The 24725-nt window shown below is 72.3% G+C and carries 23 protein-coding genes; 5 read left to right on the forward strand and 18 right to left on the reverse strand.

Going from position 1 to position 24725, the window contains the following annotated elements; all coding sequences use genetic code 11:
* The gene (locus AB0N17_RS15150) at positions 1-651 is read left to right on the forward strand and encodes a hypothetical protein (RefSeq protein WP_366011756.1); all 651 of its coding nucleotides are present in this window, start codon (positions 1-3) and stop codon (positions 649-651) included.
* A gap of 52 nt (positions 652-703) precedes the next feature.
* On the opposite strand, the gene AB0N17_RS15155 is transcribed toward AB0N17_RS15150, so the two are convergent.
* From AB0N17_RS15155 to AB0N17_RS15180, 6 genes are all read right to left on the reverse strand, one after another.
* Positions 704-1702 (reverse strand): peptidoglycan-binding protein, encoded by a 999-nt coding sequence (locus AB0N17_RS15155; RefSeq protein WP_366011757.1) that lies wholly within the window; start codon positions 1700-1702, stop codon positions 704-706.
* A 1-nt stretch (position 1703) separates the two neighbouring features.
* The gene (locus AB0N17_RS15160) at positions 1704-1862 is read right to left on the reverse strand and encodes a hypothetical protein (protein WP_366011758.1); all 159 of its coding nucleotides are present in this window, start codon (positions 1860-1862) and stop codon (positions 1704-1706) included.
* 38 nt (positions 1863-1900) lie between these two features.
* Positions 1901-2860 carry a helix-turn-helix domain-containing protein gene (locus AB0N17_RS15165; RefSeq protein ID WP_366011759.1) on the reverse strand — a complete coding sequence of 320 codons (960 nt, stop codon included), beginning with the start codon at positions 2858-2860 and terminating at the stop codon, positions 1901-1903.
* 555 nt (positions 2861-3415) lie between these two features.
* Positions 3416-5239, reverse strand: coding sequence for a 5'-nucleotidase C-terminal domain-containing protein (locus tag AB0N17_RS15170; RefSeq protein WP_366011760.1), 1824 nt, complete (start codon positions 5237-5239; stop codon positions 3416-3418).
* A gap of 228 nt (positions 5240-5467) precedes the next feature.
* Positions 5468-5680: a hypothetical protein gene (locus AB0N17_RS15175; RefSeq protein WP_366011761.1), complete on the reverse strand. Its 213-nt coding sequence runs from the start codon at positions 5678-5680 to the stop codon at positions 5468-5470.
* Between the two features lie 38 nt (positions 5681-5718).
* Positions 5719-7002 (reverse strand): adenylosuccinate synthase, encoded by a 1284-nt coding sequence (locus AB0N17_RS15180; RefSeq protein ID WP_366011762.1) that lies wholly within the window; start codon positions 7000-7002, stop codon positions 5719-5721.
* Between the two features lie 196 nt (positions 7003-7198).
* On the opposite strand from AB0N17_RS15180, the gene AB0N17_RS15185 reads away from it, so the two are divergent.
* A complete protein-coding gene (locus AB0N17_RS15185) occupies positions 7199-8035 on the forward strand; it encodes a diacylglycerol kinase (RefSeq protein WP_366011763.1) in 837 nt (278 codons plus the stop codon).
* Here AB0N17_RS15185 and AB0N17_RS15190 read toward each other — a convergent pair.
* A complete protein-coding gene (locus AB0N17_RS15190; RefSeq protein WP_366011764.1) occupies positions 8027-8623 on the reverse strand; it encodes a Uma2 family endonuclease in 597 nt (198 codons plus the stop codon). The genes AB0N17_RS15185 and AB0N17_RS15190 overlap by 9 nt on opposite strands.
* 200 nt (positions 8624-8823) lie before the next feature.
* Between AB0N17_RS15190 and AB0N17_RS15195 the strand changes: the two genes are divergently transcribed.
* The gene (locus AB0N17_RS15195) at positions 8824-10335 is read left to right on the forward strand and encodes an APC family permease (protein WP_366011765.1); all 1512 of its coding nucleotides are present in this window, start codon (positions 8824-8826) and stop codon (positions 10333-10335) included.
* 6 nt (positions 10336-10341) lie between these two features.
* On the opposite strand, the gene AB0N17_RS15200 is transcribed toward AB0N17_RS15195, so the two are convergent.
* Complete coding sequence (locus AB0N17_RS15200) at positions 10342-10833, reverse strand: MarR family transcriptional regulator (protein WP_366011766.1); 492 nt, start codon at positions 10831-10833, stop codon at positions 10342-10344.
* Positions 10834-10907: 74 nt separating this feature from the next.
* Here AB0N17_RS15200 and AB0N17_RS15205 point away from each other — a divergent pair, with 74 nt between their 5' ends.
* A complete protein-coding gene (locus AB0N17_RS15205) occupies positions 10908-11807 on the forward strand; it encodes an ABC transporter ATP-binding protein (protein ID WP_366011767.1) in 900 nt (299 codons plus the stop codon).
* Positions 11804-13405, forward strand: coding sequence for an ABC transporter permease (locus AB0N17_RS15210; protein ID WP_366011768.1), 1602 nt, complete (start codon positions 11804-11806; stop codon positions 13403-13405). The genes AB0N17_RS15205 and AB0N17_RS15210 overlap by 4 nt, the downstream gene beginning before the upstream one ends.
* 22 nt (positions 13406-13427) lie before the next feature.
* Here AB0N17_RS15210 and AB0N17_RS15215 read toward each other — a convergent pair whose 3' ends face one another.
* The 10 genes from AB0N17_RS15215 to AB0N17_RS15260 form a co-directional block, all read right to left on the reverse strand.
* Positions 13428-14648, reverse strand: a complete 1221-nt coding sequence (locus AB0N17_RS15215) for a cytochrome P450 (protein ID WP_366011769.1) — start codon at positions 14646-14648, stop codon at positions 13428-13430.
* Between the two features lie 55 nt (positions 14649-14703).
* Positions 14704-15369 carry a response regulator transcription factor gene (locus AB0N17_RS15220; RefSeq protein ID WP_366011770.1) on the reverse strand — a complete coding sequence of 222 codons (666 nt, stop codon included), beginning with the start codon at positions 15367-15369 and terminating at the stop codon, positions 14704-14706.
* Entirely contained in the window at positions 15366-16709 is a 1344-nt protein-coding gene (locus AB0N17_RS15225) for a histidine kinase (protein ID WP_366011771.1), read from the reverse strand. The genes AB0N17_RS15220 and AB0N17_RS15225 overlap by 4 nt, the downstream gene beginning before the upstream one ends.
* A 131-nt stretch (positions 16710-16840) precedes the next feature.
* Positions 16841-17521 carry a response regulator transcription factor gene (locus tag AB0N17_RS15230; protein ID WP_366011772.1) on the reverse strand — a complete coding sequence of 227 codons (681 nt, stop codon included), beginning with the start codon at positions 17519-17521 and terminating at the stop codon, positions 16841-16843.
* Positions 17518-18852 carry a histidine kinase gene (locus AB0N17_RS15235; RefSeq protein ID WP_366011821.1) on the reverse strand — a complete coding sequence of 445 codons (1335 nt, stop codon included), beginning with the start codon at positions 18850-18852 and terminating at the stop codon, positions 17518-17520. Before AB0N17_RS15235 ends, AB0N17_RS15230 begins: the two co-directional genes overlap by 4 nt.
* 43 nt (positions 18853-18895) lie before the next feature.
* On the reverse strand, positions 18896-20110 hold the full coding sequence (locus tag AB0N17_RS15240) for an acyltransferase family protein (protein WP_366011773.1): 1215 nt from the start codon (positions 20108-20110) through the stop codon (positions 18896-18898).
* The gene (locus AB0N17_RS15245) at positions 20103-21245 is read right to left on the reverse strand and encodes an alpha/beta hydrolase (protein ID WP_366011774.1); all 1143 of its coding nucleotides are present in this window, start codon (positions 21243-21245) and stop codon (positions 20103-20105) included. The genes AB0N17_RS15240 and AB0N17_RS15245 overlap by 8 nt, the downstream gene beginning before the upstream one ends.
* Before the next feature lie 175 nt (positions 21246-21420).
* Complete coding sequence (locus AB0N17_RS15250) at positions 21421-22338, reverse strand: alpha/beta hydrolase (protein ID WP_366011775.1); 918 nt, start codon at positions 22336-22338, stop codon at positions 21421-21423.
* Positions 22339-22593: 255 nt separating this feature from the next.
* A complete protein-coding gene (kynU, locus tag AB0N17_RS15255; RefSeq protein ID WP_366011776.1) occupies positions 22594-23778 on the reverse strand; it encodes a kynureninase in 1185 nt (394 codons plus the stop codon).
* Positions 23771-24640: a tryptophan 2,3-dioxygenase family protein gene (locus AB0N17_RS15260; RefSeq protein ID WP_366011777.1), complete on the reverse strand. Its 870-nt coding sequence runs from the start codon at positions 24638-24640 to the stop codon at positions 23771-23773. Before AB0N17_RS15260 ends, kynU begins: the two co-directional genes overlap by 8 nt.
* Positions 24641-24725 lie beyond the last annotated feature (85 nt).

A 24725-nucleotide genomic window follows, 5' to 3' on the forward strand; every position in this document is an offset into this window, starting at 1 on the left:
TTGGCCTGTGACCTGTGGCTGGTACCGCTCGTCGACGTGTTGTGCCACACCCCGGACAACCCGTTCGCCGAGGAACTCGCGCAATACAACAAGGCGCTGGCCGAGGCCGGGCTTCCACCGGTGCCGGTGTACCAGTACATGCCGGGCCTGTCGGGCGAGGTGGCCCCGGTGGCCGGCTTCGACTACGACGCCCTGCACTTCCTGCGCCGGGCCTATCTGCTCCAGGTGTGCGGTCTGCCGGTGACCCCGGTGGACGAACTGGGCGGCGACTACGAGCAGTTGCTGGAGATGTTCGAGTCCACGGCCCAGCAGTCCCACCTGGTGTGGCACTACGACCACGCGGGCGCGTACGTCCCCGTGGAGTTCTCCGACCCGCTGTCCAACGACGAACTCCTCGCGGGCGGCGGCCCCTTGGGCTCCTCCCAGTCGCTGCTGCGGGAACTGCAGTACGTCGCCCCGGTCATCGGCATCGACCCGGCCAACCCCCCGGCGGCCCCCGCCCCGCCGTCGGGCCCCACGGAGCTGGAGGAACCGGCCGTCCCGGCCCCGTACGACCCCAGCCCCTTCGCCCGTGAACGGCACGTCTGGCTGGGCCTGCACGCGGCGGCGACCCGCTCCCTGGCCCAGGGCTCGATGATCGTCTTCAGCTGAGCCGGACCGCGTCCGCCGGTCCCGGGCGTCGGCCGGGACCGGCGGACGGGGCTCAGAAGGAGCCGGCGTTCAGCGCCTGCTGCAGGTGACGGGTGGTGTCCGGCCCCCACTCGCCGTCGACACCGGAACCCACCTTCTTCTGCAGAGCCTTGATCGTGTTCGGGCCCACCGCGCCGTCCGCGGTCACCCCCAGATAGCTCTGGAGCGCCTTCTTCGTCATCGGTCCGAAGGCACCGTCCACGGACAGCTTCGCGCCGTGCTGGTTGAGCGCGCGCTGCAGCGCGGCACAGGTCGCGGGCCCGAACTGGCCGTCGACCTGGAGCTGTCCGCCGGCCGGCGGACGCGGGGCGGGCGGCTGTGGCTGGGTACCGCCCTTGAGGGCGGCCGCCATCATCGCCGCCGAGGCCGGCCCGTACTCTCCGTCGACCCCCAGGCCGTACTTCGCCTGGAAGGCGCGCACCGCCTTGTCGGTGGCCGGACCGAAGTCACCGTCGACGTCCAGCCCCGACCCCATGACCTTGTTGAGGTTCTGCTGGAGCGTCCTGACCCCGTCGCCCTTGGAGCCCTGGCGCAGGATGCCGTCCGAGGCGGGCAGCGGGTCGGCGTCACCGTAGCTGGGGCGGCCGTACCCGACGATGGTGCTGGAGTTGCGCAGCCGCCGCATGCACTGGTCGCTGGTGTTGCCCTCGATGGTGGTGAGGGTGCCGTTGGAGTGCACCGCCTCGACGACGCCGACGTGGTCGATGGCGCCGATGGACCGGCTGCCGCTCCAGTCGAAGAAGACGATGTCACCGGCGGTGATGCCGCCGGTGCCGTAGTGCCAGCGGCCGCGCGACTGGAACGACTGCGCGTGGGCGACGGTGTAGGCGAACTTGCCGCCGACCGCGCTCAGGTTGTCCGAGTGGGCGGCGGCGTAACTGACCGTCATGTCGCACCAGGCGTCATTCATGCCGTACCACTCGGTGACCTTGTTGTGGTTCGAGCCGGGCGGGTACTCCCCGGTGCCCAGCAGGCTGCGCATCTGCGCGAGCATCCCCTCGACGGACCCCATGTCACACCGCCCCGTTCTCGGGGAGGGCGTCGATGTCGCCCTTGACGACGACGTTCGGGTCCTGGCTCACTCCGGACTGGTCCGGGTCGACGTCGAAGATCCCGGCGCCGCCGCGCGGTTCGACGGGCTTGTCTCCGGCCGCGGCCGTGTTCACGGTCATGCGGTTCCCCCCATGTGCTCCCCCAGGTGGTTGCTCGGTCACAGCGAGGCAGGAACGATTCGCCGTGCCTCGTCATGTCCATGAGTCTGCTGGGCCGGCACGCGGTTGTCGTTGGCGCTGTGCGCACAGTTTCTTGGCACACACCGCCCCCGCCCGCCGAGCGCCCCCGCGCGGAAAGCCGTCGGCGTCGTCCCGTACGCCGCGCGGAACGCCCGGCTGAAGTCGGCCGCCTGCGCGAAACCCCAGCGCGCCCCGATCGCGTGCACCGGCAGATGCCGCAGCCCCGGATCGCCCAGGTCGCGCCGGCACCGCTCCAGCCGCCGGCCCTTGATCCAGGAGGCGACGGTGAGCCCCTGCCGCTGGAAGAGCCGGTGCAGATACCTCGTCGATATGTGGTGCGCGGCGGCGACCCGGTCCGGTGTGAGCCCGCTGTCCCCCAGATGTGCCACGACGTACGCCTGGATACGCGGCAGCAGCGCCGAGTCGCCCGGCTCCTCCTCCAGCAGGAGCCCGACCAGATCGGACACCACGGTGCCGAGCCTGAGCGCGTCACCGGGCCGGTACGGCGCGGCGTCCGCCGCCAGGCCGGCGAGGAACCCGCCCGCCAGCCGGGCCAGCTCGCCCCGCCCGGACACCTCCCGGGCCACGAGGGCACCGCCGGCGTGGGGCGGGCGTATCAGGTGCGCCGCGATCGCCCTGTTCCACGCCCCGGCCAGCCGCAGCCGGTACGGCAGCCCGGAGTCGAGCAGCAGCAGCCCGCCCGCCCCGATCCGCAGGCTCCGCCCCGCCTGCTCCAGCACCAGTTCCCCGTCCTGCACCAGCACCAGGTGCCGGCCGCCGCCGTGCCCGTCCCCCCGCACCTCGGCGGCGGGCCCGTGCACGCAGGACACCCGAACGGCACCCAACTCCCGTACGACGCAGGAGAGCTGCTCCTCTCGGCCCAGGTCCTGCCCCGGTCCCCCGTACCGTCCGCCCAGCGCCTCAGCCCAAGCATCCACGTGTTTCTGTCCCCCTCGGAAAGATCAACTCGCGAGGTTCAAGAGGCAACCAGCCGGTCGTCCGGTTTCATCGGCGGCATGCCGGGATCGGCGACGGAGATCCGCCCGGAGCGCGGGGCGCAGCGGCAGCGTGTGCCCGGAACGGCCGGTGACGGTGGTCCGGTGAGGTGCGGCTCGTCCCCCGGCATTCACCTCCGCGGGACCCGGCGACGCTGCCGCTCGGTCCGCGGAACGACGACGGGCGGCACGCCGACGGCGGCCGCCCGGGGGCGAGGAGGGGGGGAGGACCGGCGAGGAGGGGTGCCGGGGGGGGCGCCGGGTGCACGCCGTGCACCGGGCCTGCGGTGTACGGCGTGCCACCATCTGCGGGCGGGAAAGATCGCCGGGATCCGCGCGGTGAGCGACCGGCCCGGGCCGTTCGCCCCGGGCGTGCGGACCCGGAACGCCCCCGTCTCGGAGGACCGCCCGGCCGGCCCGGGCCTGGCGCGGTCTTCGAAGGCCGCGCCGGGCCCGTCGGGCCCGCCGAGACCGTCCGCCCCGCCGAGACCGTCCCGCTCAGAAGACCGGCGTGCCGGCCTGCGTCAGCTTCCAGTTGGTGACCGCGAAGTCGGCCGGGTCGAGGGTCTTCTTCTCGGTCACGTAGTCGATCATCAGCTGGCGGATCTCGTTCGTCGAGCTGTACGCGATCTCCGCCGCGGCGATGTGCGGGTAGCCGGAGCCGCCGTTCGCGCGGTAGTTGTTCACCGCCACGACGAAGACCTGGTCGTCGGCGACCGGGGCGCCGTCGTAGCTGAGGTTCTTGATCCGCGAGCCCTCGGGCTGGGCGATGTCGATGTCGTAGGAGACACCGGCCGCGGTGTCGTACATGTAGTCCCAGAAGCTGTTGGCGTTCGTGAGGGTCGCGGTGTCGACCTTCGTGCCCGCCGGGACCTGGTGGTAGTACTTCGCCCCGTACTCCAGGTAGTCCTTGAGCTGCGCGCCCGTCAGCTTCTTGCCGTAGAGGGTGTTGTCGTAGATGTAGAGCCCGGCGATGTCCTTGATGGTGACGTTGCCCTGGGGGATGTCGGCCGTGCGGCTGAAGGGGGCGGCGACGGAGATCAGCGGGAGCGCCGCGTCGGCCGCCGACAGGCCCGCCTTCACCGCCTCCGTCTGGACCTTGTGGATGAAGTCCATGATCGGCACGTCCTTCCAGCAGGAGTCCGCCGCCGAGAGGTCGGCGGTGCACGTGCCGACGGCCGTGTTGACGTACTTCACGACCAGCTCGTGGTCGGCCTGCAGGAGCTTCTTGATCTCCGGGTCCTCGTCCACCGTGTTGGGGTTGAGGGTCTGCGCCTTCTTGCCCGTCACCTTCCACTGGCCGTGGTGGAGTTCGAGCTCGAAGTCGAAGACGCTCAGCCGGTAGCCCCAGCAGTACGGCTCGGAGAGCAGGACGTCCTCGCCGGTCTGCTCGTTCTTCACCGTGTAGGACGGGACCTCGACGTGGGTGTGGCCCACCAGGATCGCGTCGATGCCCGGCACCTGCTGGGCGACGAGGTTCGACGCGTTCTCGACGTAGGGCAGTTCGTCACCGTAGGAGGAGGAGCCGTCGAGACCGGAGTGGTCGGTCAGGAAGACGACGTCACAGCCGAGCGCGCGCAGCCGGGGCACGTACTTCTTCGCCTGCTCCACCAGTCCCGGGAACACCATCTTCCCGCTGACGTTGTCCTTGTCCCACAGCGCGATGCCGGGGTTGGTGAGGCCGAGGATGCCGACCTTGATGTCCGGCGCGCCGGGGACGCAGATGCGCTTGACGGTGTACGGCTGGAAGGCCGGCCGCAGCGTCTTCGCGTCCAGCGCGTTCGCGCCGAGCAGCGGGAAGTGACACTGGCTCTCGAACTTCCGCAGCACCTCGATGCCGTAGTTGAACTCGTGGTTGCCGAGGGCGGCGGCGTCGTAGCGCATGTGGTTCATGGCGACGGCCATCGGGTGCTTGGGGCCCTTCTTGCCGTCGGTGCCGGTGATCGGGTCGACGCGCGCGAAGTAGTAGGCGAGCGAGGTGCCCTGGATGATGTCACCGGCGTCGACGAGGAGGACGTGGTCCTCGCCCTTGGCCTCGCGCTGCTGCTTGATGAGGGTGGCCACCCGTGCCACGCCCACCGAGTTGCCCGCCTTGTCGCTGTACGCCTTGTCCAGGTAGTAGTCCCAGTCGAAGACGTGGCTGTGCAGGTCGGTCGTGCCCAGGATGGAGAACGACCAGGTGCGCGGCGCCTTTCCGGGGTGGTGCCCGGCCTCGGCGGCGTGCGCGGTGCCGGCGCCGACGGTCCCGGCGGCGGCCACCGCCGCACCGGTGACGGCCGACTTCTTCACGAACTCCCGGCGGTTCATGGGACTGAGGGGCATGCAAAGCTCCTGGTTCGGGTGGAGTTGGCGGTGTGAGCGGCGGCGGTGCAGTGCGGAGGCTACCCGCGTAGATGCTGCTCGCGCCCGTGATTGCCGGAAACCAGGAAAAGACCATGTCCAGGTCAAAGATGGGTCAGCACGCGACCTGTGCGAACCCTGGGGAAACGGCCGGTTGCCGACAGGGCCGGGTCGGGAACCGCCGGTGTGGCGTACGGCCGGCGCACGAGGTCAGATACGCCCGACGAGCCGGATCTCCGGCGGCCACAGCACTCCGCTCGCCATCAGCAGCGAGGGCCCCAGGTGGACCGGGCACACGCGCAGCGGGGGCAGCCGGTGCCGGACGATCTCGAAGACGGCCGGGTCGGGGCAGTCCGTGCCCTCGGCATCGGCGCCCTCGCCGCCGTAGGGCCCCCGGCACCGCAGGTCCCGGTGGACGCTCATACGTCGATTGTCCACCGGAACACGCGGCCGTGGTTCCTCTACAGGAACGAGTTGATCTCGATCGTCTCGTCCCGGCCCGGGCCCACGCCGATCGCGGAGATCGGGGCGCCGGACATCTCCTCCAGCGCCTTGACGTAGTTCTGGGCGTTCTTCGGCAGGTCGGAGAACGACTTCGCCTTGGTGATGTCCTCGGACCAGCCGGGCAGGGTCTCGTAGACCGGCTTCGCGTGGTGGAAGTCCGTCTGCGAGTACGGCAGCTCCTCGACCCGCTTGCCGTCGATCTCGTACGCCACGCAGACCGGGATCTGCTCCCAGCCGGTGAGGACGTCCAGCTTGGTGAGGAAGAAGTCGGTCAGGCCGTTGACGCGGGTCGCGTACCGGGCGATGACGGCGTCGAACCAGCCGCAGCGCCGGTCACGGCCGGTGGTCACGCCCCGCTCTCCGCCGATGCGGCGCAGCGCCTCGCCGTCCTCGTCGAACAGCTCGGTCGGGAAGGGGCCGGCGCCGACGCGGGTCGTGTAGGCCTTGAGGATGCCGATGACCCGGCTGATCTTCGTCGGGCCCACGCCGGCGCCGGTGCAGGCACCGCCGGCGGTCGGGTTGCTGGACGTGACGAAGGGGTACGTGCCGTGGTCGATGTCCAGGAGGGTGCCCTGGCCGCCCTCGAACAGGACCACCTTGTCGTCCTCCAGCGCCTGGTTCAGCAGCAGGACGGTGTCGGCGACGTACGGCTTGATCTGCTCGGCGTAGCCCAGCAGCTCCTCGACCACCTGGTCGGCGGCGATGGCGCGCCGGTTGTACAGCTTGGTGAGGATCTGGTTCTTGGCGTCGAGGGCCGCCTCCACCTTCTGGTGCAGGATCGACTCGTCGTACAGGTCCTGGACCCGGATGCCGACGCGGTTGATCTTGTCCGCGTAGGTCGGGCCGATCCCGCGGCCGGTGGTCCCGATCTTGCGCTTGCCGAGGAAGCGTTCCGTCACCTTGTCGACGGTCACGTTGTACGGCGTGATGATGTGCGCGTTGCCGCTGATGACGAGCTTGGACGTGTCGACGCCACGCTCGTTCAGACCGCTCAGCTCGGAGAGCAGGACCGACGGGTCGACGACGACGCCGTTGCCGATGACCGGGACACAAGAAGGCGAGAGGATTCCGGAAGGGAGGAGGTGGAGCGCATACTTCTGGTCGCCGACGACGACCGTGTGGCCGGCGTTGTTGCCGCCCTGGTAGCGCACTACATAGTCCACCGAGCCACCGAGCAGGTCGGTGGCCTTCCCCTTGCCTTCGTCACCCCACTGAGCACCGAGCAGCACAAGTGCGGGCACGCGCGTACACCCCTTCCGGGCGGGGCATGTCCAAGGTCGGGGGCGTGGGCGTAAGGTTCACCGCCGCGTGCCACAGCGACCGCCGTTGGTCGCCAACCGTCGGACCGGATGCCCCGGAATAGACGAAGCCCCTGGCGCAATAGCGCAAGGGGCTCTTGCACAAAGATGCTACCCGAGGAAGCGAGGCAGGACCGAGGTGGCGACTTTCGCGACGTCCGAACAGCTGCTGGTGATCATCGACCCGGCGGCACGGCAGGCGGACGGGGAGTCCGTACGGATCGCGAAAGACGTGCTCAGCGCGGGTGCGGCGGCGAAGGTGTGTCTGCCCGAGGGGCCGGAGGAGTTCGCCCGCGCACTGGGCCGACGGGGTTCCCGCCGCCCGGTCGTGGTCGGTGACGACCGGGCCCTGGTGCAGGCGGTGACGCTGCTGCACCGGCGGCGGGAGCTGGCCGGATGCGCGCTGTCGGTGGTCCCGGTGGGTGAGACGGCCCTCGCGGAGTCGCTGGGAGTGCCGGGTGGCGCGGTGGCGGCGGCGCGGGCGGTCCTGGACGGGGCGGAACGACGGCTGGACCTGCTGGTCGACGAGAGCGACGGCGTCGTGCTGAGCACCCTCGGCATTCCGCCGGCGCCGGTGCGGGCGGCGGCCGCCGCGCCGGTGCCGGTGGCTTCCGGCCGCACCTGGTACCGCTCCCTGGTCCGCACCCTCGCCCCTCGCCCGCCCCGCCTCTCCTCGATCCCCTCCCCCGGCCCGGCCCGGCTCCGGGTGGAGGTCGACGGACGGACGGTCGTGGACCTGGACCATCCGCTGGAGGCGGTGACGGTGACCCCGGGCACGGGAGGCCACGCCGAGGTGGAGGTGCGCCCGCTGTCCCTGGGCGCGGAGGCGACCCCGCTCCGGGCCTCCGGCCGGGCGGTGACGGTCACCGGCACGGATTTCCGCTACCGGGCGGACGCGACGGTCTCCGGCCCGGTCCGCAGGCGCACGTGGCGGGTCCTGGAGGGGGCCTGGGGCCTGGTGCTGCCTTCAGCTTGAGGCGGGGGCCCCGAAGCCCGCGGTGCCGAGGGTGCAGCCGAAGGGCGCGGGGATGTGCAGCTCCTCACCGAAGGGCCTCGTCTCCCGGGACTCGTACCCCTTGGGCGAGGGATCCCAGAAGACGGTGGCCCTCTTCTCCTGCATGTCGAGGACGAGGTAGACGGGAATGCCCGCCCTTCCATAGACGGCGACTTTGTCCGTCAGGTCGTCGTCCCGCGTGGAGGAGGACGTCAGCTCGGCGACCAGGGCCAGGGCCTCGCCGTCAAGACGGTTGCTGTCCGTCTCGAAGACCTGCTCAGGGGCAACGTGAATGTCCGGGCCGTATGCCCGCTCGTCGCCCGGGAAGACATACAGGAACGGCGCCGTGTCGATGACGTGACCCTCTGGCAGGTGCCTCGCCAACTGCGTGCACACCAGCCTCATCACACGGGCGTAGTAGCCCCTCGACCATGGCGACAAGACGATGCTCCCCCTGATGACCTCGGCCTTGAAGCCGGGCATGTCCAACTCGTCGAGGGCGTCGACCAGCCACTCGAAGCTGACGGGCTCGCTGCCGCCTCTTGTCGGTCGCTCTGTCATCGACGTCATGATGCGCCCTCCCACGCACGCGAACCAGTCACCACTCGGCGTAGTCGGACGATCACTCCCACACGTGCCGATCCGAGAAACTGCCCACTCAATGGTCTGGTGACAAATATTTAACTGGCCCGACCCCTTCCCGGGCCCCTTCTTCGTCGACCATGCTGCTCCATCAGGACCCACGCACCGGACTCGGAAGGGGCCACCCGATGGCAGTGGACGAGGGCGTCGCCCCGGCGGCGAAGACGGATGAAGAAGGAACGATTCATCGGCTGAAACCCAACGCCGTGGGACTGCTCGGCGTGGTGTTCATGGCCGTCGCCACCGCCGCGCCGATCACCGCGATGACCGGCAATGTGCCCTTCATGGTGTCGGCCGGGAACGGGATCGGGGCGCCCGCCAGCTATCTCGTGGCAATGGTCGTCCTGGCAATCTTTTCCGTCGGTTTCACGTCGATGGCGAAGCACATCACGTCCACCGGCGCGTTCTACGGATTCATCTCGTACGGTCTCGGGCGCACCGCCGGACTCGCCTCCGGCCTGCTCGCGACCTTCGCGTACGTCGTCTTCGAGCCCGCGCTGATCGGCATCTTCTCCACCTTCGCCACCACCACCCTCAAGGACCAGACGGGCCTGCAGGTGCCCTGGTGGTCCTTCGCCGTCCTGATGCTCGCGATCAACGCGGCCGGCACCTGGTTCGGGGTCAGCGTCGCCGAGAAGCTGCTGGTGGTGCTGCTCGCGACCGAGGTGACCGTCCTCGCGGCGATGGCGCTGTCCGTCGCCTTCCACGGCGGCGGCCCGCACGGCTTCACCTTCGCCCCGGTCGACCCGGTCAACGCCTTCAAGGGCACCTCCGCCGGCCTCGGCCTCTTCTTCGCCTTCTGGTCCTGGGTCGGCTTCGAGTCGACCGCGATGTACGGCGAGGAGTCCCGCGACCCGAAGCGGATCATCCCCAAGGCGACGATGATCAGCGTCCTGGGCGTGGGCGTCTTCTACGTCTTCGTCTCCTGGATGGCCATCCTCGGCAACGGCGAGACCGAGGCCGTCCGGGCGGCCTCCTCCGCGAACCCCCTGGCCATGTTCTTCAACCCCACCGAGCGCTACGTCGGCCACTGGGCGGTCGACGTGATGCAGTGGCTGATGATCACCGGCTCGCTGGCCTGCGGCATGGCCTTCCACAACTGCGCCGCCCGCTACCTGTACGCCCTGGGACGGGAGGGCGTCCTGCCGTCGCTGCGGCGGACCATCGGGCGGACCCACGCCCGGCACGGCTCCCCGCACATCGCCGGACTGGTGCAGACGGCCGTGAGCGCGGTCCTGATCGGCGCCTTCTGGATCGCGGGCAAGGACCCGTACACCGGCACGTACGTCCTGCTCGCCATCCTCGGCACCATGGCGATCCTCGTCGTCCAGGCCGTCTGTTCCTTCGCGGTGCTGGCGTACTTCCGCTCCCACCACCCCGAGAGCCGGCACTGGTTCCGCACCTTCACCGCGCCGCTCGCCGGCGGCATCGCGATGCTCGCCGTCGTGGTGCTGCTGGTGTCCCACATGGGCGCGGCCGCCGGGCCCGAGTCCGGCTCGCTGGTGCTGAAGGCGACCCCCTGGCTGGTGGCCCTGATCGCGGCGGCCGGCGTCGGCTGCGCCCAGTACCTCAAACGCCGCGCCCCCGAGCGGTACGCGCTGCTCGGACGGACGGTGCTGGAGGAGACGAAGGAGAGGTGAGCGGGGTCAGCGGGCGCCGCGCTGCTCCCGGTACGCCCGCCAGCGCTCCATCATCTCGGCCACGTCCCGCTCGATGAACTCGAAGAAGTCCAGCGTCTCGGCGAGCCGGCGCCCCGCGGGTGTGTCCGCCCCGAGGCTGCTGACGCCCTCGCGCAAGGCGTCCTCCCAGCGCTTGATGATCGCCTCGCGGTTGGTCAGCGCCTCGTACCACTGGTCGCTGTGCACCCGGTACCGCTCCCGGCGCGATCCGGGCTCCCGCTCCCTCGACACCATGTGGACCTGTGCCAGATAGCGCACGGCGCCGGAGACGGCCGCCGGGCTGACCCGCAGCTGCTCACCCAGCTCGGCCGAGGTGAGGGCGCCGGTGTCGGAGGCGAGCAGGGCGGCGAAGACCCGGGAGGGCATGCGCGCCATCCCCGCCTCGACGAGCTGCGCCGCGAAGTGCTCCACGAACCGCGAGACCGACTCCGGATCCCTGTCTGCGCTCGACTCCGTCATGCGCCCACCCTAACGGAGGTTCATCTCATTCCTTAACTTCACAAATTACTGAAAGAAGCGTACGTTCTGAGGGCATGACGAAGGCAATCACGGTCTGCGGGCTGCACAAGTCCTTCGGCCGCACCCCGGCACTGGACGGCCTCGACCTGGACGTCGAGGCCGGTGAGGTGCACGGCTTCCTCGGCCCGAACGGCGCCGGGAAGTCGACCACCGTCCGGGTCCTGCTCGGAATGCTCCGTGCCGACGCGGGCGCCGCGCAGGTACTGGGCCGCGACCCGTGGCGGGACGCCGTCGAGGTGCACCGCCGCGTCGCCTACGTGCCCGGCGACGTCACCCTGTGGCGGAACCTCACCGGCGGCGAGGTCATCGACCTCTGCGGCCGGCTGCGCGGAGGCCTCGACCGGCGGCGCCGCGCGGAGCTGATCGACCGCTTCGAACTGGACCCGACCAAGAAGGGCCGCACCTACTCCAAGGGCAACCGGCAGAAGGTCGCGCTCGTCGCCGCCTTCGCCTCCGCCGTGGACCTGCTGATCCTGGACGAACCGACCTCGGGCCTGGACCCGCTGATGGAGGAGGCCTTCCAGGCCTGCGTACGGCACGAGCGGGACCGGGGCCGTACGGTCCTGCTGTCCTCGCACATCCTGAGCGAGGTCGAGGAACTCTGCGACCGCGTCAGCATCGTCCGGGCCGGCCGCACGGTCGAGAGCGGGTCACTCGCCGATCTGCGCCACCTGACCCGGACCAGCGTGTCCGCCGAACTCGCCGGCCCGCCGGGCGGCCTCGCACATCTGCCGGGCGTCCACGACCTCGACGTCCGGGGCCGTCGCGTCCGGCTCCAGGTCGAAACCGACCACCTGGACGCGGTCCTGAGGACGCTGACCGAGTCGGGCGTACGGTCCCTGACCTCGACGCCGCCCACGCTGGAGGAGCTGTTCCTGCGCCACTACCACGACCTCGACGAGGTGTCCCGATGACCACGCTCACGGTACGGGCGCCCGGCACCACGCGCGAACTGGCGGGCACGGCGACCTTGTTGCGCCTGGCCCTGCGCCGCGACCGGGTGATGATCCCGGTGTGGGTCGCGGTGAACGCGCTCATGGTCCTCTCCATGCCGGGCACCCTGACGCACCTGTACGGCACCCCGGGCCAACGGGCCCGTCTCGTGCTGCAGTTGAAGGCGGACGCCTCGTTCCGGGCCCTGATCGGACCGGTCTTCGACACCTCGGTCGGGGCACTGACCGCCTGGCGCGTGGGGGTCTACGCCGCCGCGCTCGCCGCCGCTGCGAGCCTGCTGATCGTCGTACGGCACTCCCGGGACGAGGAGGAGAGCGGCCGGCAGGAGCTGGTGGCGTCGGGACGGGTGGGCCGCCGGGCCTCGCTCGCGGCCGCGCTGCTGGCGGCGGCCGTCACCGACGTACTGCTGGCGTTGCTGGTCGCGGGCGGGCTGGCCGGGCGGGGGGCGTCCGGTGCGCTGACGTTCGGCCTGGGCCTGGCAGGCGTCGGCATGGTCTTCGGCACGATGGCGGCGATCGTCGCGCAGCTGACGGAGAGCGCCCGTCTCGCCCGGGGCCTGACGGCGGCGGTCCTCGGGGCCGCGTTCGTGCTGCGCGCGGCGGGCGACGCGGCGACGGACGACGGCTCGTCGGTGCTGACGTGGCTGTCGCCGCTGGGCTGGCTGGAGAACCTGCGTCCCTTCGCGGACGAACGCCGGTGGGTTCTGGCCGTGTTCGCGGCGGCCACGGCCGTCCAGGGCGGCGTGGCCTGGATCCTCGCCGGGCGCCGGGACCTCGGCATGAGCTTCCTCCCCACCCGGCCCGGACCGGCCACCGGCCGTCTCGGCACGGCGGGCGCGCTGGCCCGGCGGTTGCAGCGCGGCAGCGTGCTCGGCTGGTCGGGCGGCTTCTTCGTCGCCGGGGTCGTCTACGGCGGGCTCACGGACGGAGCGACCGACCTGCTCGGCGACAACGGCAACGCGCGGAAGATCGTCGAGCGGATGGGCGGGCAGAGCGGTCTCACGGACGCCTTCCTCGCCTCGATGGCCGGCCTGCTCGGCCTGGTCGCGGCCCTGTACATCGTCGCCTCGGTACTGCGCCTGCACGGCGAGGAGACCTCCGGCCGGGCCGAACCGGTGCTGGCGTGCGCGGTGGGGCGGCTGCGCTGGGCCGCGAGCCACCTGGCGATCGCCTTCGCGGGCTCGGCCCTGATCATGCTCCTGGCGGCCCTGGGCCTGGCGGTGGGCTACGGCAGGCAGGCGGGCCCGGTCCTGGGCGCGTGCCTCGTCCAGCTCCCGGCGGTGTGGGTGATCGGCGGCCTGACGGTCCTGCTGTACGGCCTCGCACCCCGGGCGGCGCCCGCGGCCTGGGGCGTCGCCGTGGCGGTCCTGCTGATCGGCTGGGTGGGCCCGGCTCTGGACGCACCGCGGCTCGTCCTGGACCTGTCCCCGTTCGGGCATCTGCCGAAGCTGCCGGGCGGGCGGATGCGCTGGGAGCCGGTCCTGGTCCTGCTGGGGCTGAGCGGGGCGCTGGTGACCGGTGGGCTGGCGGCGTTGCGGAGGCGGGACCTGACCGTCTGAGCGCCGCCCGGCGTGCGGGTGATCACCTCACCTCGACGCTCAGCCCCTCCAGCCCCCGGATCACGAAGTTCGGCTTCCGCTCCGGCTCCCGCGCGCATGCCAGGGTCGGGGCCCGCTCCAGCAGGGCCGTCATGGAGGCCGCCAGCTCCATGCGGGCCAGGGGCGCACCGATGCAGTAGTGGATGCCCGCGCTGAAGGAGATGTGCGGGTTGTCCTCGCGGGCGAGGTCCAGGCGGCCGGGGTCGGCGAAGACCGCCGGGTCGTGGTTGGCGGAGCCGAAGAGCATGGCGATCTCCGAGCCCCTCGGGATCACCGTGCCGTCGATCTCGATGTCGTCCAGCACCCAGCGCTCGAAGAGCTGCAGCGGGGTGTCGTAGCGCATCAGCTCCTCGATCGCGGACGGGATCAGCGAGTGGTCGGCGCGCAGGGCCGCCAGCTGGTCCGGCGCGCGGAACAGGGCCCACCAGCCGTTCACCGTGGCGTTGACCGTCGCCTCGTGCCCCGCGTTGAGCAGCAGCACCGCCGTGGAGATCATCTCCTGCTCGGTGAGCCGGTCACCCTCGTCGTGGGCCGCGATCAGCCCCGAGATCAGGTCCTCCCCCGGCTCCTTGCGGCGCTTTGCGATCAGCTCCCGCAGATACTCCGAGAACTCCACCGACGCCCGCACCGCCCGCCGCGCCGTCCGCCCGGACGGGTTCAGCTCGTACATCCCGCAGATGTCCGCCGACCAGGGCCGCAGCTGCCCCCGGTCGCCCTCCGGGATCCCGAGCATCTCGGCGATCACCGCCACCGGCAGCGGCTCCGCCACGTCCGTCAGCAGATCACCCCCGCCCTCCCGGACCAGCCCGGCCACCAGATCCCGCGCGAGCCCGTGCACATACGGCCTCAGCCGCTCCACCGTGCGCGGCGTGAACGCCTTCGACACCAGACGCCGGATCCGGGTGTGGTCCGGCGGCTCCAGGTCGAGCATCCCGTGGTCGTTCAGCGTGTGGAACGGCTCGTGCTCCGCCGGCGGCGCGGCCCGGCCGAACTCCTCGTGCGTGAACCGGTGCCGGTACGTCCGGCCCAGCCGGCGGTCCCGCAGCAGCGCCGAGACGTCCGCGTGGTGCGGGACGAGCCACTGGTCGGTCGGCTCGTACCGGATCACCCGCCCGCGCGCCCGCAGCCCGGCGTAGACCGGGTACGGATCGGCGACGAACGCCGGGTCCCAGGGGTCGAAAGCGAGGTCGGTGTGGCCTGCCATGCGGGGACGCTAACGCCTCGCCCCGGTGTCTGACCAGGGATGCGAACCCGCCACGTCAGCCGGGGGTCACCAGACGCGCCTCGTACGCGAACACCGCCGCCTGGGTGCGGTCCCTGAGCCCCAGCTTCACCAGGATCCGGCTCACGTGGGTCTTTATCGTCGACTCCGCCACCACCAGCCGCTCGGCCATCTCCGCGTTCGACAGGCCCTGCGCGATCAGGATCAGCACCTCCGTCTCCCGCTCCGTCAGCTCCCCGTAGGCCGCGTGGGCCGGCGCCATCAGGCGCGGTGGCTCCGAGAGCCGCGAGAACTCCGTGATGAGCCGCCTGGTGACCGAGGGAGCCAGCAGAGCCTCGCCCGACGCCACCACCCTTACCCCGTCCGCCAGTTGACGCGCCGAGGCGTCCTTCAGCAGGAAGCCGGAGGCGCCCGCCCGCAGCGCCTGGTACACGTACTCGTCCAGGTCGAACGTGGTCAGCACGAGCACCTTCGCCGCCGCGTCCGCCGCGACGATCTCCCGGGTCGCGTCGATGCCGTTGAGCTCCGGCATCCGGATGTCCATCAGCACCACGTCCGGGGCGAGTTCCCGCACCCGCTCGACCGCCTCCCGCCCGTTGACGGCCTCGCCGACGACCTCGATGTCCGGCATCGCGTTGAGCAGCACCGAGAAGCCCTCGCGGACCATCATCTGGTCGTCCGCGACCACCACACGGATGGTCATGCGTCACCCTCGCCGGCAGGCACCGCGGCCGGCACCGGCAGGAACACCGTCACCTCGTAGCCTCCCTCGTCCGTCGGGCCCGCCGTCATCTCGCCGTTCAGCATCGAGACGCGCTCCCGCATGCCCGTGATGCCGTGCCCGGCGCCGGGCGAGGCCTTGACCAGGTGCGGGGCGGGCGGCGGGCCGCCCACGACGCGCAGGCCCAGGCCGCCGAGGACGTACCCGATCTCCACCCGCGCCGCCGCCCCCGGCGCATGCCGCAGGCTGTTGCTCAGTGCCTCCTGCACGATCCGGTACGCCGACAGCTCCACTCCCTGCGGCAGTTCACGCACCGCGCCGGTCACCGCCTTCTCCACCTCGAGACCGGCCTCCCGCACGTTGGCGAGCAGACCGTCCAGGTCGGCGAGGGTGGGCTGCGGCGCGTCCGGGGCCTCGTAGTCCTCCGCCCGGACCACGCCGAGGACCCGGCGCAGCTCGGTCAGGGCCGCCACCGCGTTCTCCCGGATGGTGGCGAACGCCTTCTCCAGCTCCGGCGGCGGGTTCTCCACCCGGTAGGGCGCGGCCTCGGCCTGGATGGCGACCACCGACATGTGATGGGCGACCACGTCGTGCAGCTCGCGGGCTATCGTCGTGCGCTCCTCCAGCAGGGTGCGGCGCGAGCGCTCGTGCTCGGTCACGGTCAGCTGGGCGGTCACCTCCTGCTGGGCCTGCCGGCGGGTGTGCCGGACGGTGACGGCCAGCAGGACCAGCGCGGAGAGGATCAGCATCGGGGCGACGTTGATCTCGTAGCGGCCCATGCCGAAGAACGTCACTGCCCAGAAGCCGTACATCGCGGTCAGCAGCCACATGTACGCGGCGGTGCGCGGGCGGGTGCGTATCGCCACCACCGTGAGCACCACCAGGTGGGACACGAAACTGCCCGGCAGCCAGGGCCAGGTGTCCCAGCTGCCGGCGGCCACCGCGGTGACCGCGCTCGCCCCGAGCGACACCCAGAAGGAGCCGACCGGACGGGCCAGGGTCAGCAGGACCGGGATCAGCGCGAGCACCCCGCCCACCAGCTGCGCCACCCCGCGCTCGGAGAAGCTCGCGGCGTTGGCCAGCATCGCCACCACGCCGGCGGCGACCACCAGCGCGTGCGGGGTCCAGCGCGCGGACTCCCGCATGCGGCCGGGCAGACGGCGGGTGAGCGGGCCGTCGACGGCCATGGGGGGCAGCGGGCGGTAGGCGAAGGCGTCCTGGAACAGGTCCCGCAGGGCGTCGGCGACCAGCCGGAGCTCCGGGCTGCGCGGCCTGCCGCCCGCCCCCGGCGGTGTCGTCTGCGTGTGCGTCGTCTGGGTCACGTGGAAAACGGTAGGCCGGGGCCCGGCCGCGGTCGTCACCTTGGAGAGGGGTTCTCGGGGGTCCCTCTCAGGTACTACGGGCCTTCCGGGACCACGCTTCCTTCGGGGGACGCGCGCGGACGGGGCGGGAGTCACCGGCCGCCAGGGCGTACCAGACCGGACTCGTAGGCGTGGATCGCCGCCTGGGTGCGGTCGCGCAGGCCCAGTTTGACCAGGATCCGGCCGACGTGCGTCTTCACGGTCTGTTCGGCCACGACCAGCCGCTCGGCGATCTCCGCGTTCGACAGGCCCTGCGCGATCAGCGCCAGCACCTCCGTCTCCCGCTCCGTGAGGTCGCCGACGCGCTGCTTGAGCGGGACGCGGTGGTCGCCGTCCATGCGGGAGAACTCGGCGATGAGACGGCGCGTGATGCCCGGGGCGAGCAGCGCGTCGCCCGCGGCGACGACCCGCACCGCCTCGGCCAGCTGGTCCGCGGAGGCGTCCTTGAGCAGGAACCCGGAGGCCCCGGCGCGCAGCGCGTCGTACACGTACTCGTCCAGGTCGAAGGTGGTCAGCACCAGCACCTTCACGGCGGGGTGGTCCGCGGTGATGCGGCGGGTCGCCTCGATGCCGCCGAGCTCGGGCATCCGGATGTCCATCAGCACGACGTCCGGGGCGAGTTCGGCGGTGCGGGCGATGGCGTCCAGGCCGTCCACCGCCTGCCCGACCACGCCGATGTCGGGCTGGGTGTCGAGCAGCACGGTGAATCCCTGCCGGACCATCTGCTGGTCGTCGGCGATGAGTACGCGGATGGGGCCGGCGCCGCTCGTCATGGGCTCTGTTCTCCTGTCGGGGGCGGGGCGGGCGAAGGCACGGACGGGGTGCCGTCCCGGGGCAGGAAGGCGGAGACGGCGAAGCCGCCGGCCGGGGTGCCGGCCGCGGTGACGGTGCCGCCGAGCATCGTCGCGCGTTCCCGCATGCCCAGCAGTCCGTGGCCGGCACCCGGGGAGGGCGGGACGGGCCGATGCGGGCGGGAGTTGGTCACCGCCAGGCGAAGACCGGACGGAAGGTGGGTGACCTCGACGCACACCCGGGATCCCGGCGCGTGCCGCAGTGCGTTGCTCAGCGCTTCCTGCACGATCCGGTAGGCCGACAGCTCCACCCCCGGGGTGTAGGACCGCGCCCTGCCCTTGAACTCGGTGGTCACGTCCAGGCCCGCGGCGCGGGTGTTCTCGATCAGCGCGTCGAGCCGGTCGAGGGTGGGCTGCGGGGCGTCCGGCGCCGCTCCGGTGTCCGAACCTCTCAGGCCGTAAGGGTCCTCGGGGTTCTCCGACCGGAGCACACCGAGCACCCTGCGCAGCTCGGTCAGCGCCTCCAGTGCGTTCTGCCGGATGCCCTGCAGGTTCTCGATCAGCTCCGCCGACGGCTGCTCGACGAGGTGCGGGGCCACCTGGGCTTGGATGGAGATGACCGACATGTGGTGGGCGACCACGTCGTGCAGCTCACGGGCGATACGGCTGCGCTCCTCCAGCACGGTGCGGCGGGCCCGTTCCTCGGCGGTGAGCGTGGTCTGCTCGACGAGTTCCGCGCGGGCCACGCGCCGGCCGCGCACGGCGACGCCGAGGACCACGACGACCGAGGAGAGGACGACCGCGATCACCCCGGTCGGCGTGTAGTCGGACGCACCCCACAGGCCCTGGACGACATAGGTGAGGAACGCGGTCACGGCCAGGGCCTCGGCGGACGCCCGTGTGCGCACCCGCAGAGCGAGGAGCAGCATGACGGCCATGTGCCCGATGATCCCGGCCGGCGACCAGGGCCAGGTGAAGTCGTGGGCATCCCCTGCCCGCAGCTGGCGCCGCACCTCCACGGCCCCCGCCAGCATGGCCGCCGTGGACATCCACCACGCCGGAACGGGCCGCCGGAGCGCGAGCACCACGGCACCACCCTGCGCGAGCCCGATGAGCAGGGCGAGTTGTACACCCACGCCCCCGTTGGAGCCGAGCTGCGCGACCGCGCCGAAGGACACCCCGAACGCGACCAGGCACAGCAGGCCGTGCGGGAACCAGCGCAGCCACACCGAGGGCGGCAGGGGGTCGGCACGGAAGGTCCACAGGTCGTCGTGCAGCACCCTCAGCCAGCGCCGGATCGGGCCCGCGAGCATCGCGAACAGCCGGTGGCCCCCCGTTCCCGTCACGGGGACCACCCTAGACAACACGGCGGACCGCACGCCCGGCCTTCTCGTCCGCGCTCCGGTGCACACTCACCACCCGCGACCGTCCGCCGCCGGGGACACGGGGACCTTGTTCGTGGTGGCGGAACGCCGTCCGGCACAGGGCCAGGGTCAGGGCGAAGAAGGGGAGCCACGCCAGGCGGTGGGCCACCCAGACCAGGGAGTCGGGCAGGGTGTGCAGGCCGGGCAGGCGGCGGCCGGTGAGGAGGGCGGCGGCCGTCGTGGCCATCAGGGCCGTCTGGTGCCAGAGGTAGATCGTCATCGCCGACAGGTTCACCACAGCTGTCGCCGCCCACGCGAACGGGCGCTCCATCGCGCGGCGCAGACGGTCGCGCAGCAGCAGGGCCAGACCGCACTGGGCCAGGCCGAAGGTGACGGCCGCCAGGGTCGGGGGGTCGAGGTTGGAGACCCGGGCGCCGGGGACGCCGACCATGGACGCCGGGTAGCCCGCGGCCAGGACGAGGACCGCCGTGGCCGCCGTACCGCCGCACAACAGGACCCATCCCGAGCGGCGGCCGTCCAGCTCGCCCCTCGCCCAGGACGCGCCCAGGGTGTACGGGACGAGCCAGCCCGCCGCCACGTTGATCCAGCCGAGCCAGGACGGGCCGACGTGCAGCCCGAACCGGAGGACGTCCACGTGCAGGACGACGGCGAGCGGCCACAGCGGGCTGAGCCGGACGAGGAGCGGGGTGGCGGCCGTCAGGGCGGCGAGGACCAGGAGGAACCACAGCGGGGACAGCGCCAGTTGGACGAGGGCATGGATCGTGGCCGGCGGGGTTCCGGTGAGCAGCAGGACCGCGGTGGCGACCGCCCACAGGCACAGCAGGGCGGCCACCGGACGGAGCAGGCGGGTCAGGCGGGCGCGCAGCCACTGGGCGTACGTCCCGCCCCGCGCACGGGCCGAGGCGAGGCTGCGGACCGCCACCTGGCCGCCGACCAGGAAGAACACGGCCAGGGTCTGCAGGAGCCAGGAGATCGGGGCCAGCCAGGGCATGTGCTGCAGCGGGCTCGCCGTGTGCAGGCCGCCGTCCTCCGCCACCAGCGCCGTCACCAGCCAGTGGCCCAGGACGACACCGAGGATGGCGAAGGCGCGCAGGGCGTCCACCGCGCGGTCCCGGGAGTCGGGGGTGGCGTGGTGGATGCGGTGGGCGGACCTGCGCAGGGCGCGGAACGGAGTCGGGTCAGGCACGGGTCACCTCCGAGGCCTCGCCGAGGGTGATCCGGGCCAGGTTGGCGAGGGAGGCCGAGCCCGGGGTGAAGTAGCCGCTGTGGCCGGCGTCGGCCGCGTCGAAGACCCGGGCGCCGAAGGCGCGGGAGACCGGGTCGGTGCCGAAGCCGATGGTGGTGCCGAAGAGGTGCGCGCTGACGTGTGGCACGTGCGCCACCCAGTCGTCGCCGCCCCGGGCCGCCCAGATCCGGGCGTTGCTGTGCAGGGCGGTGACCGAGTCCGCGCCGGTGCCGGGGCTGCCGACCAGGGCGATGTCGTCCGCGGCCGTGCCGGGGGCGGCCTGGCCGCAGACGACCGAGCCGTAGGAGTGGCAGAGCAGGGAGATGCGGGCCCGGGCGGGGGCCGTGGCACGCAGGTGGCGTACGAAGGCCCGGAGTTGGGGGGCGGCCTCGTCGGCGCGGGCGGTGGTGGTCACCGTGGTGCTGACCGTCGCCGGGGTCCGGTAGCCGAGCCAGGCGATGACCGAGACGCCGGTGTGGGGGGCGGCCCGCTGGGTGAGGTCGGTGTACAACGCCGCTGCCGCCCGCCGGAAGCGGGGGTAGGTGTCCAAAGAGGTGTCCGAGCCGGGCACCAGGACCGCGATGCGGTCGGCGTGCGGGAGGTCGCCGAGGACCTCGGTGGCCTGGCCGGGGCCTCGGCCGTCGAAGGTGAGCAGCCGGCGGGCGGGGGAGGCCAGCGCCCGGTCGGCTTCGGCACGGTGTACGTCGCCGTCGTCGGCGGCCATGCGGGCGGCCTCGGCGGCGTCGGCCCGGTTGGCGGCGTACGTCTGCTGGAGGGTGCCGGCGGAGAGCGGGGGAAGTACGGCCGGGGCGGGGGCCGGGATCCGGGGGCGTACGGCTCCGGCGAGGGGGACGGTCACGGCCGCGGTGAGGAGGGCGGCGAGGAGGGCTCGGCGCCACCTTCCGGGGCGGCGGGCGGACTTCGCCCGCGATCGCGCTCCCGTCCGCACCCACCGCGCGGCCTTCGCCGTCGGGCGCGGGCGGCCCACGCGGGACGCCTCCGCCTCCGCCACCCCCACCGTCGCTAGTTGCGGCTGCGGCTGCGGCTGCGGCTGCGGCTGCGGCTGCGGCTGCGGGGAACGAACGGTGTGCCCCATGGTCGGCTTCCTCTCAGTCGGCCCGGCCATCGGGCTTGCCTGAGAAGGAAGTTAGGGATCGAAAGGCGTCGTCGGCGTCACGCCTGGGAGCTGTCCTGCCAGGTAGCTCTCAGGTACTACGGGTATCACCGGGCCCCGCCCCCGGGGAGCGCCGCGCGTGCTGCCGGACCGTTTCTCACCAGGCCAGTTGGGCGATCTCCTCCACCACCACCGCGCACGCGTCCGCCGCCGGGTCGATCAGCGGGAAGTGGCCCACGTCCTCCAGCAGGGTCAGCCCCACCATCTCCCCCGCCTTCGCCGCCGCCTCCGCGTACGACTCGGCGACCGCCTGCGGCACGTCCAGGTCCTTACGGCCCTGCACCAGCGTCGTCGCGATGCCCGTCGGGAGCAGCAGGGCCGGGTCCGCGTAGGGGCGGCGCCCGGCGAACGTGTCGTGCCCGCCGAGGAGTTGCAGGGACGCGTGCTCGCAGACGCCCAGCTTCTCCGCCACCTCGAAGTCGGCGATCGGGGCGAGCGCGACGACGCCCCGGAGCGAGGCCGGGCCGTCGGTGCGCCAGGGCGCGTCCGGGGGGAGGACGTGCCGGGCCGCCGCCCAGAGGGCCAGGGTGCCACCGGCCGAGTGGCCGGTGAGGACCGTGCGGCGCGGGTCGGCCTGCGGAAGCGCCTCGCGGACCAGGGCCGGAAGGGCGTCCAGGGCCGCCGCGACGTCGTCGAAGGTGTCGGGCCAGCGGCCGGCCGCCGGGGTGTGCGCCCGGTCCGTCTCGCCGCTCTGTTCCGGGACAAGGGGGGTGTCGCCGCCTCGCCGGTACTCGACGTTGGCCACCGCGAAGCCCCTGCGGGCCAGATGGTCCGCGAAGGGGGTGATGTGCCGGCGGTCGTAGCGGGCCCGCCAGGCGCCGCCGTGCAGGACCACCACCAGCGGGGAGAGCGGGGCGGGAAGGGCGGGGTCCGGGCCGGAGCGGGGCGCGTAGAAGTCGATCACCTGGTCGGGGTGGGCGCCGTAGGCCACGGTGACGTCGGGGTCGACCGGCGGGTGCGAGAAGGCCGACTCCTCCTCGGCTGCGGCCCGGGCTGCTGCGGCGTCGTCCGGCATGCTCCAACCTCTCGGCGATGGAACGGATTTGGGGTGTGGCGGACCGGGCCAAGGAATCTTCGTCGGCCGTTGGCGGGGACGGTACCAGGCCGATGACATGCGCGGACATGGGGATGTCACGCAGGGTGAGGGTTAAACGGTTCTGGGGGGATCCATGGATGAGGGCGCGGGGAGCCGGGGGCGTGCGGGAGCGGGGGCAGGGGGCGCGAGGCATCCCTGCCCCGCCCCGTCCCCGCCCCTACCCCCGACGCATCCCTACGCCAGCACCTCGCCCAGGATCCGGGCCGCCCGTTCCACGTCCGCGAAGCCCACGTACAGCGGCGTGAATCCGAAGCGGAGGACGTCCGGGTGGCGGAAGTCGCCCACCACCCCACGGGCGATCAGCTCCTTCATCACCTCGCCGGCGTCCGCGCAGCGCAGCGCGACCTGGCTGCCGCGCTCCTCGTGCCGTTCCGGGGTCACGGACTCCACCCGGCCGGGCTCGGTGTACGCGGACACGCAGTGCAGGAAGAAGTCCGTCAGGGCGAGGGACTTCGCGCGGACCGCGTCGATGCCGACCTCGTCCCAGACCTCCAGCGCCGCCTCCAGGGCCAGCATGGAGAGGATGTCCGGCGTCCCGACCCGGCCGCGCAGCGCGCCCGGCGCCGGGGCGTAGGACGGGCTCATGCCGAAGGGCTCGGCGTGCGAGTTCCAGCCGGGGAGGGGGGAGTCGAAGCGGGGCTGCAGGTCACGGCGGACGTACAGGTACGCCGGCGAACCCGGGCCGCCGTTCAGGTACTTGTACGTGCAGCCGACGGCCAGGTCGACCCCGTGCTCGTCCAGGCCGACCGGCAGCGCGCCCGCGCTGTGGCACAGGTCCCAGACCGCGAGGGCGCCACGGGCGTGGATCGCGGCCGTCAGGGACGGCAGGTCGTGCAGCCGGCCGGTGCGGTAGTCGACGTGGTTCAACAGCACCGCCGCCGTACGGTCGTTCAGGGCCTCGGGCACCTCCGCCGGGGTGACGGCCCGCAGGGTGCGGCCGGTCAGGCGGGCCGCCGACTCGGCGATGTAGCCGTCCGTGGGGAAGGTCGTGGCGTCCACCAGGAGCTCGGTCCGGTCCTCGCCCGCCATCCGGACGGCGGCCACCAGCGCCTTGAACACGTTGACGCTCGTGGAGTCGCCGACGACGATCTGGCCCGGTGCCGCGCCGACCAGCGGGGCGATCCGGTCGCCGATCCGCTCGGGCGCGGTCCACCAGCCGCTCTCGTCCCAGGAGCGGATGCGCAGGGCGCCCCACTCGCGGCGGACGACGTCCGCCACCCGGTCGGGGACGTTCGCGGGCAGCGCGCCCAGGGAGTTTCCGTCGAGGTAGACCACCTCGTCCAGGACGAAGCGGGACCTGAGCGGTGCGAGCTCGTCCTCCGCGTCCCGCTTCTCGGCCTGCAGTGCCGGCTCAGACATGGGACCTCGCCGTCCACAGCTCCGGGAAGACGTTCTTGCGGGCGCGCTTCTCCAGCCAGGCCACGCCCGCGGAGCCGCCCGTGCCGGCCTTGGCGCCCATCGCGCGGCGGGTGGCCACCAGGTGGTCGTTGCGCCAGCGCCAGACCAGTTCGGCCACGTCGGTCAGCGCCTCGCCGAGGCGGGTGAGCTCGGCGTTCTGGTCGCCGGCGTAGATCGCCGCCCAGGCCTGTTCGACCTCGTCGCAGGGCTCGTAGCGCCGGGAGACGTCCCGGCGCAGCACGGAGTCGGGGATCGCGTGGCCGCGGCGGGCCAGCAGGCGCAGCACCTCGTCGTAGAGGCTCGGCTCCTGCAGCGCCTTCTCCAGCTCCGCGTGCACGCGGGGGGCGCCGCGGTGCGGCACGAGCATGGACGCGGACTTCTCGCCGAGCAGGAACTCCAGGCGCCGGTACATCGCCGACTGGAAGCCGGAGCCCTCGCCGAGGGCGGAGCGGTAGGCGTTGAACTGGGCCGGAGTGAGCTGGCCGAGCGGCGTCCAGGAGGCGTTGAGGGCCTCCAGTTCCCGTACGGAACGCTTCAGCGCGGCGACCGCCGTGGGCACGTCGTCCGAGCGGAGTGCCGCGGCGGCCGTCTCCCACTCGTGCACGATGACGGTGAACCACAGCTCCATGACCTGGGTGGTCACCAGGAAGACCATCTCTCCGGGGTCGTCGGAGAGGGTCTGCTGGAGGTGGGTGAGCACGTCCGCCTTGACGTAGTCCTCGTACGGTGTCGTCCCCGCGAAGTCGAGGTGCGGGTCGACGGTCGAGTCGAGATGCGGGGTCTCGGGCTCAGCGGCCTCGTGGGGGTGAGCCTTGTGGGACATCGCTGTCTCCTGTTGTTACTCCGGGTAGCGGTCCGCCCCTGCCGATTCCGGCACGGGGGCCCCGGTCCCCACCCGGAATCCTCCG

It is taken from the genome of Streptomyces sp. NPDC051133, from assembly GCF_040682635.1.
GTDB lineage: Bacteria > Actinomycetota > Actinomycetes > Streptomycetales > Streptomycetaceae > Streptomyces.

Coding starts and splice junctions, on each gene's coding strand:
- AB0N17_RS15170 (WP_366011760.1), bottom strand. CDS start 5,239: ATGCCCCTCAGTCCCATGAACCGCCGGGAGTTCGTGAAGAAGTCGGCC.
- AB0N17_RS15250 (WP_366011775.1), bottom strand. CDS start 22,338: ATGCCGGACGACGCCGCAGCAGCCCGGGCCGCAGCCGAGGAGGAGTCG.
- AB0N17_RS15155 (WP_366011757.1), bottom strand. CDS start 1,702: ATGGGGTCCGTCGAGGGGATGCTCGCGCAGATGCGCAGCCTGCTGGGC.
- AB0N17_RS15175 (WP_366011761.1), bottom strand. CDS start 5,680: ATGAGCGTCCACCGGGACCTGCGGTGCCGGGGGCCCTACGGCGGCGAG.
- AB0N17_RS15215 (WP_366011769.1), bottom strand. CDS start 14,648: ATGGCAGGCCACACCGACCTCGCTTTCGACCCCTGGGACCCGGCGTTC.
- AB0N17_RS15210 (WP_366011768.1), top strand. CDS start 11,804: ATGACCACGCTCACGGTACGGGCGCCCGGCACCACGCGCGAACTGGCG.
- AB0N17_RS15245 (WP_366011774.1), bottom strand. CDS start 21,245: ATGGGGCACACCGTTCGTTCCCCGCAGCCGCAGCCGCAGCCGCAGCCG.
- AB0N17_RS15200 (WP_366011766.1), bottom strand. CDS start 10,833: ATGACGGAGTCGAGCGCAGACAGGGATCCGGAGTCGGTCTCGCGGTTC.
- AB0N17_RS15220 (WP_366011770.1), bottom strand. CDS start 15,369: ATGACCATCCGTGTGGTGGTCGCGGACGACCAGATGATGGTCCGCGAG.
- AB0N17_RS15195 (WP_366011765.1), top strand. CDS start 8,824: ATGGCAGTGGACGAGGGCGTCGCCCCGGCGGCGAAGACGGATGAAGAA.
- AB0N17_RS15230 (WP_366011772.1), bottom strand. CDS start 17,521: ATGACGAGCGGCGCCGGCCCCATCCGCGTACTCATCGCCGACGACCAG.
- AB0N17_RS15160 (WP_366011758.1), bottom strand. CDS start 1,862: ATGACCGTGAACACGGCCGCGGCCGGAGACAAGCCCGTCGAACCGCGC.
- AB0N17_RS15190 (WP_366011764.1), bottom strand. CDS start 8,623: ATGACGTCGATGACAGAGCGACCGACAAGAGGCGGCAGCGAGCCCGTC.
- AB0N17_RS15260 (WP_366011777.1), bottom strand. CDS start 24,640: ATGTCCCACAAGGCTCACCCCCACGAGGCCGCTGAGCCCGAGACCCCG.
- AB0N17_RS15205 (WP_366011767.1), top strand. CDS start 10,908: ATGACGAAGGCAATCACGGTCTGCGGGCTGCACAAGTCCTTCGGCCGC.
- AB0N17_RS15235 (WP_366011821.1), bottom strand. CDS start 18,852: ATGCTCGCGGGCCCGATCCGGCGCTGGCTGAGGGTGCTGCACGACGAC.
- kynU (WP_366011776.1), bottom strand. CDS start 23,778: ATGTCTGAGCCGGCACTGCAGGCCGAGAAGCGGGACGCGGAGGACGAG.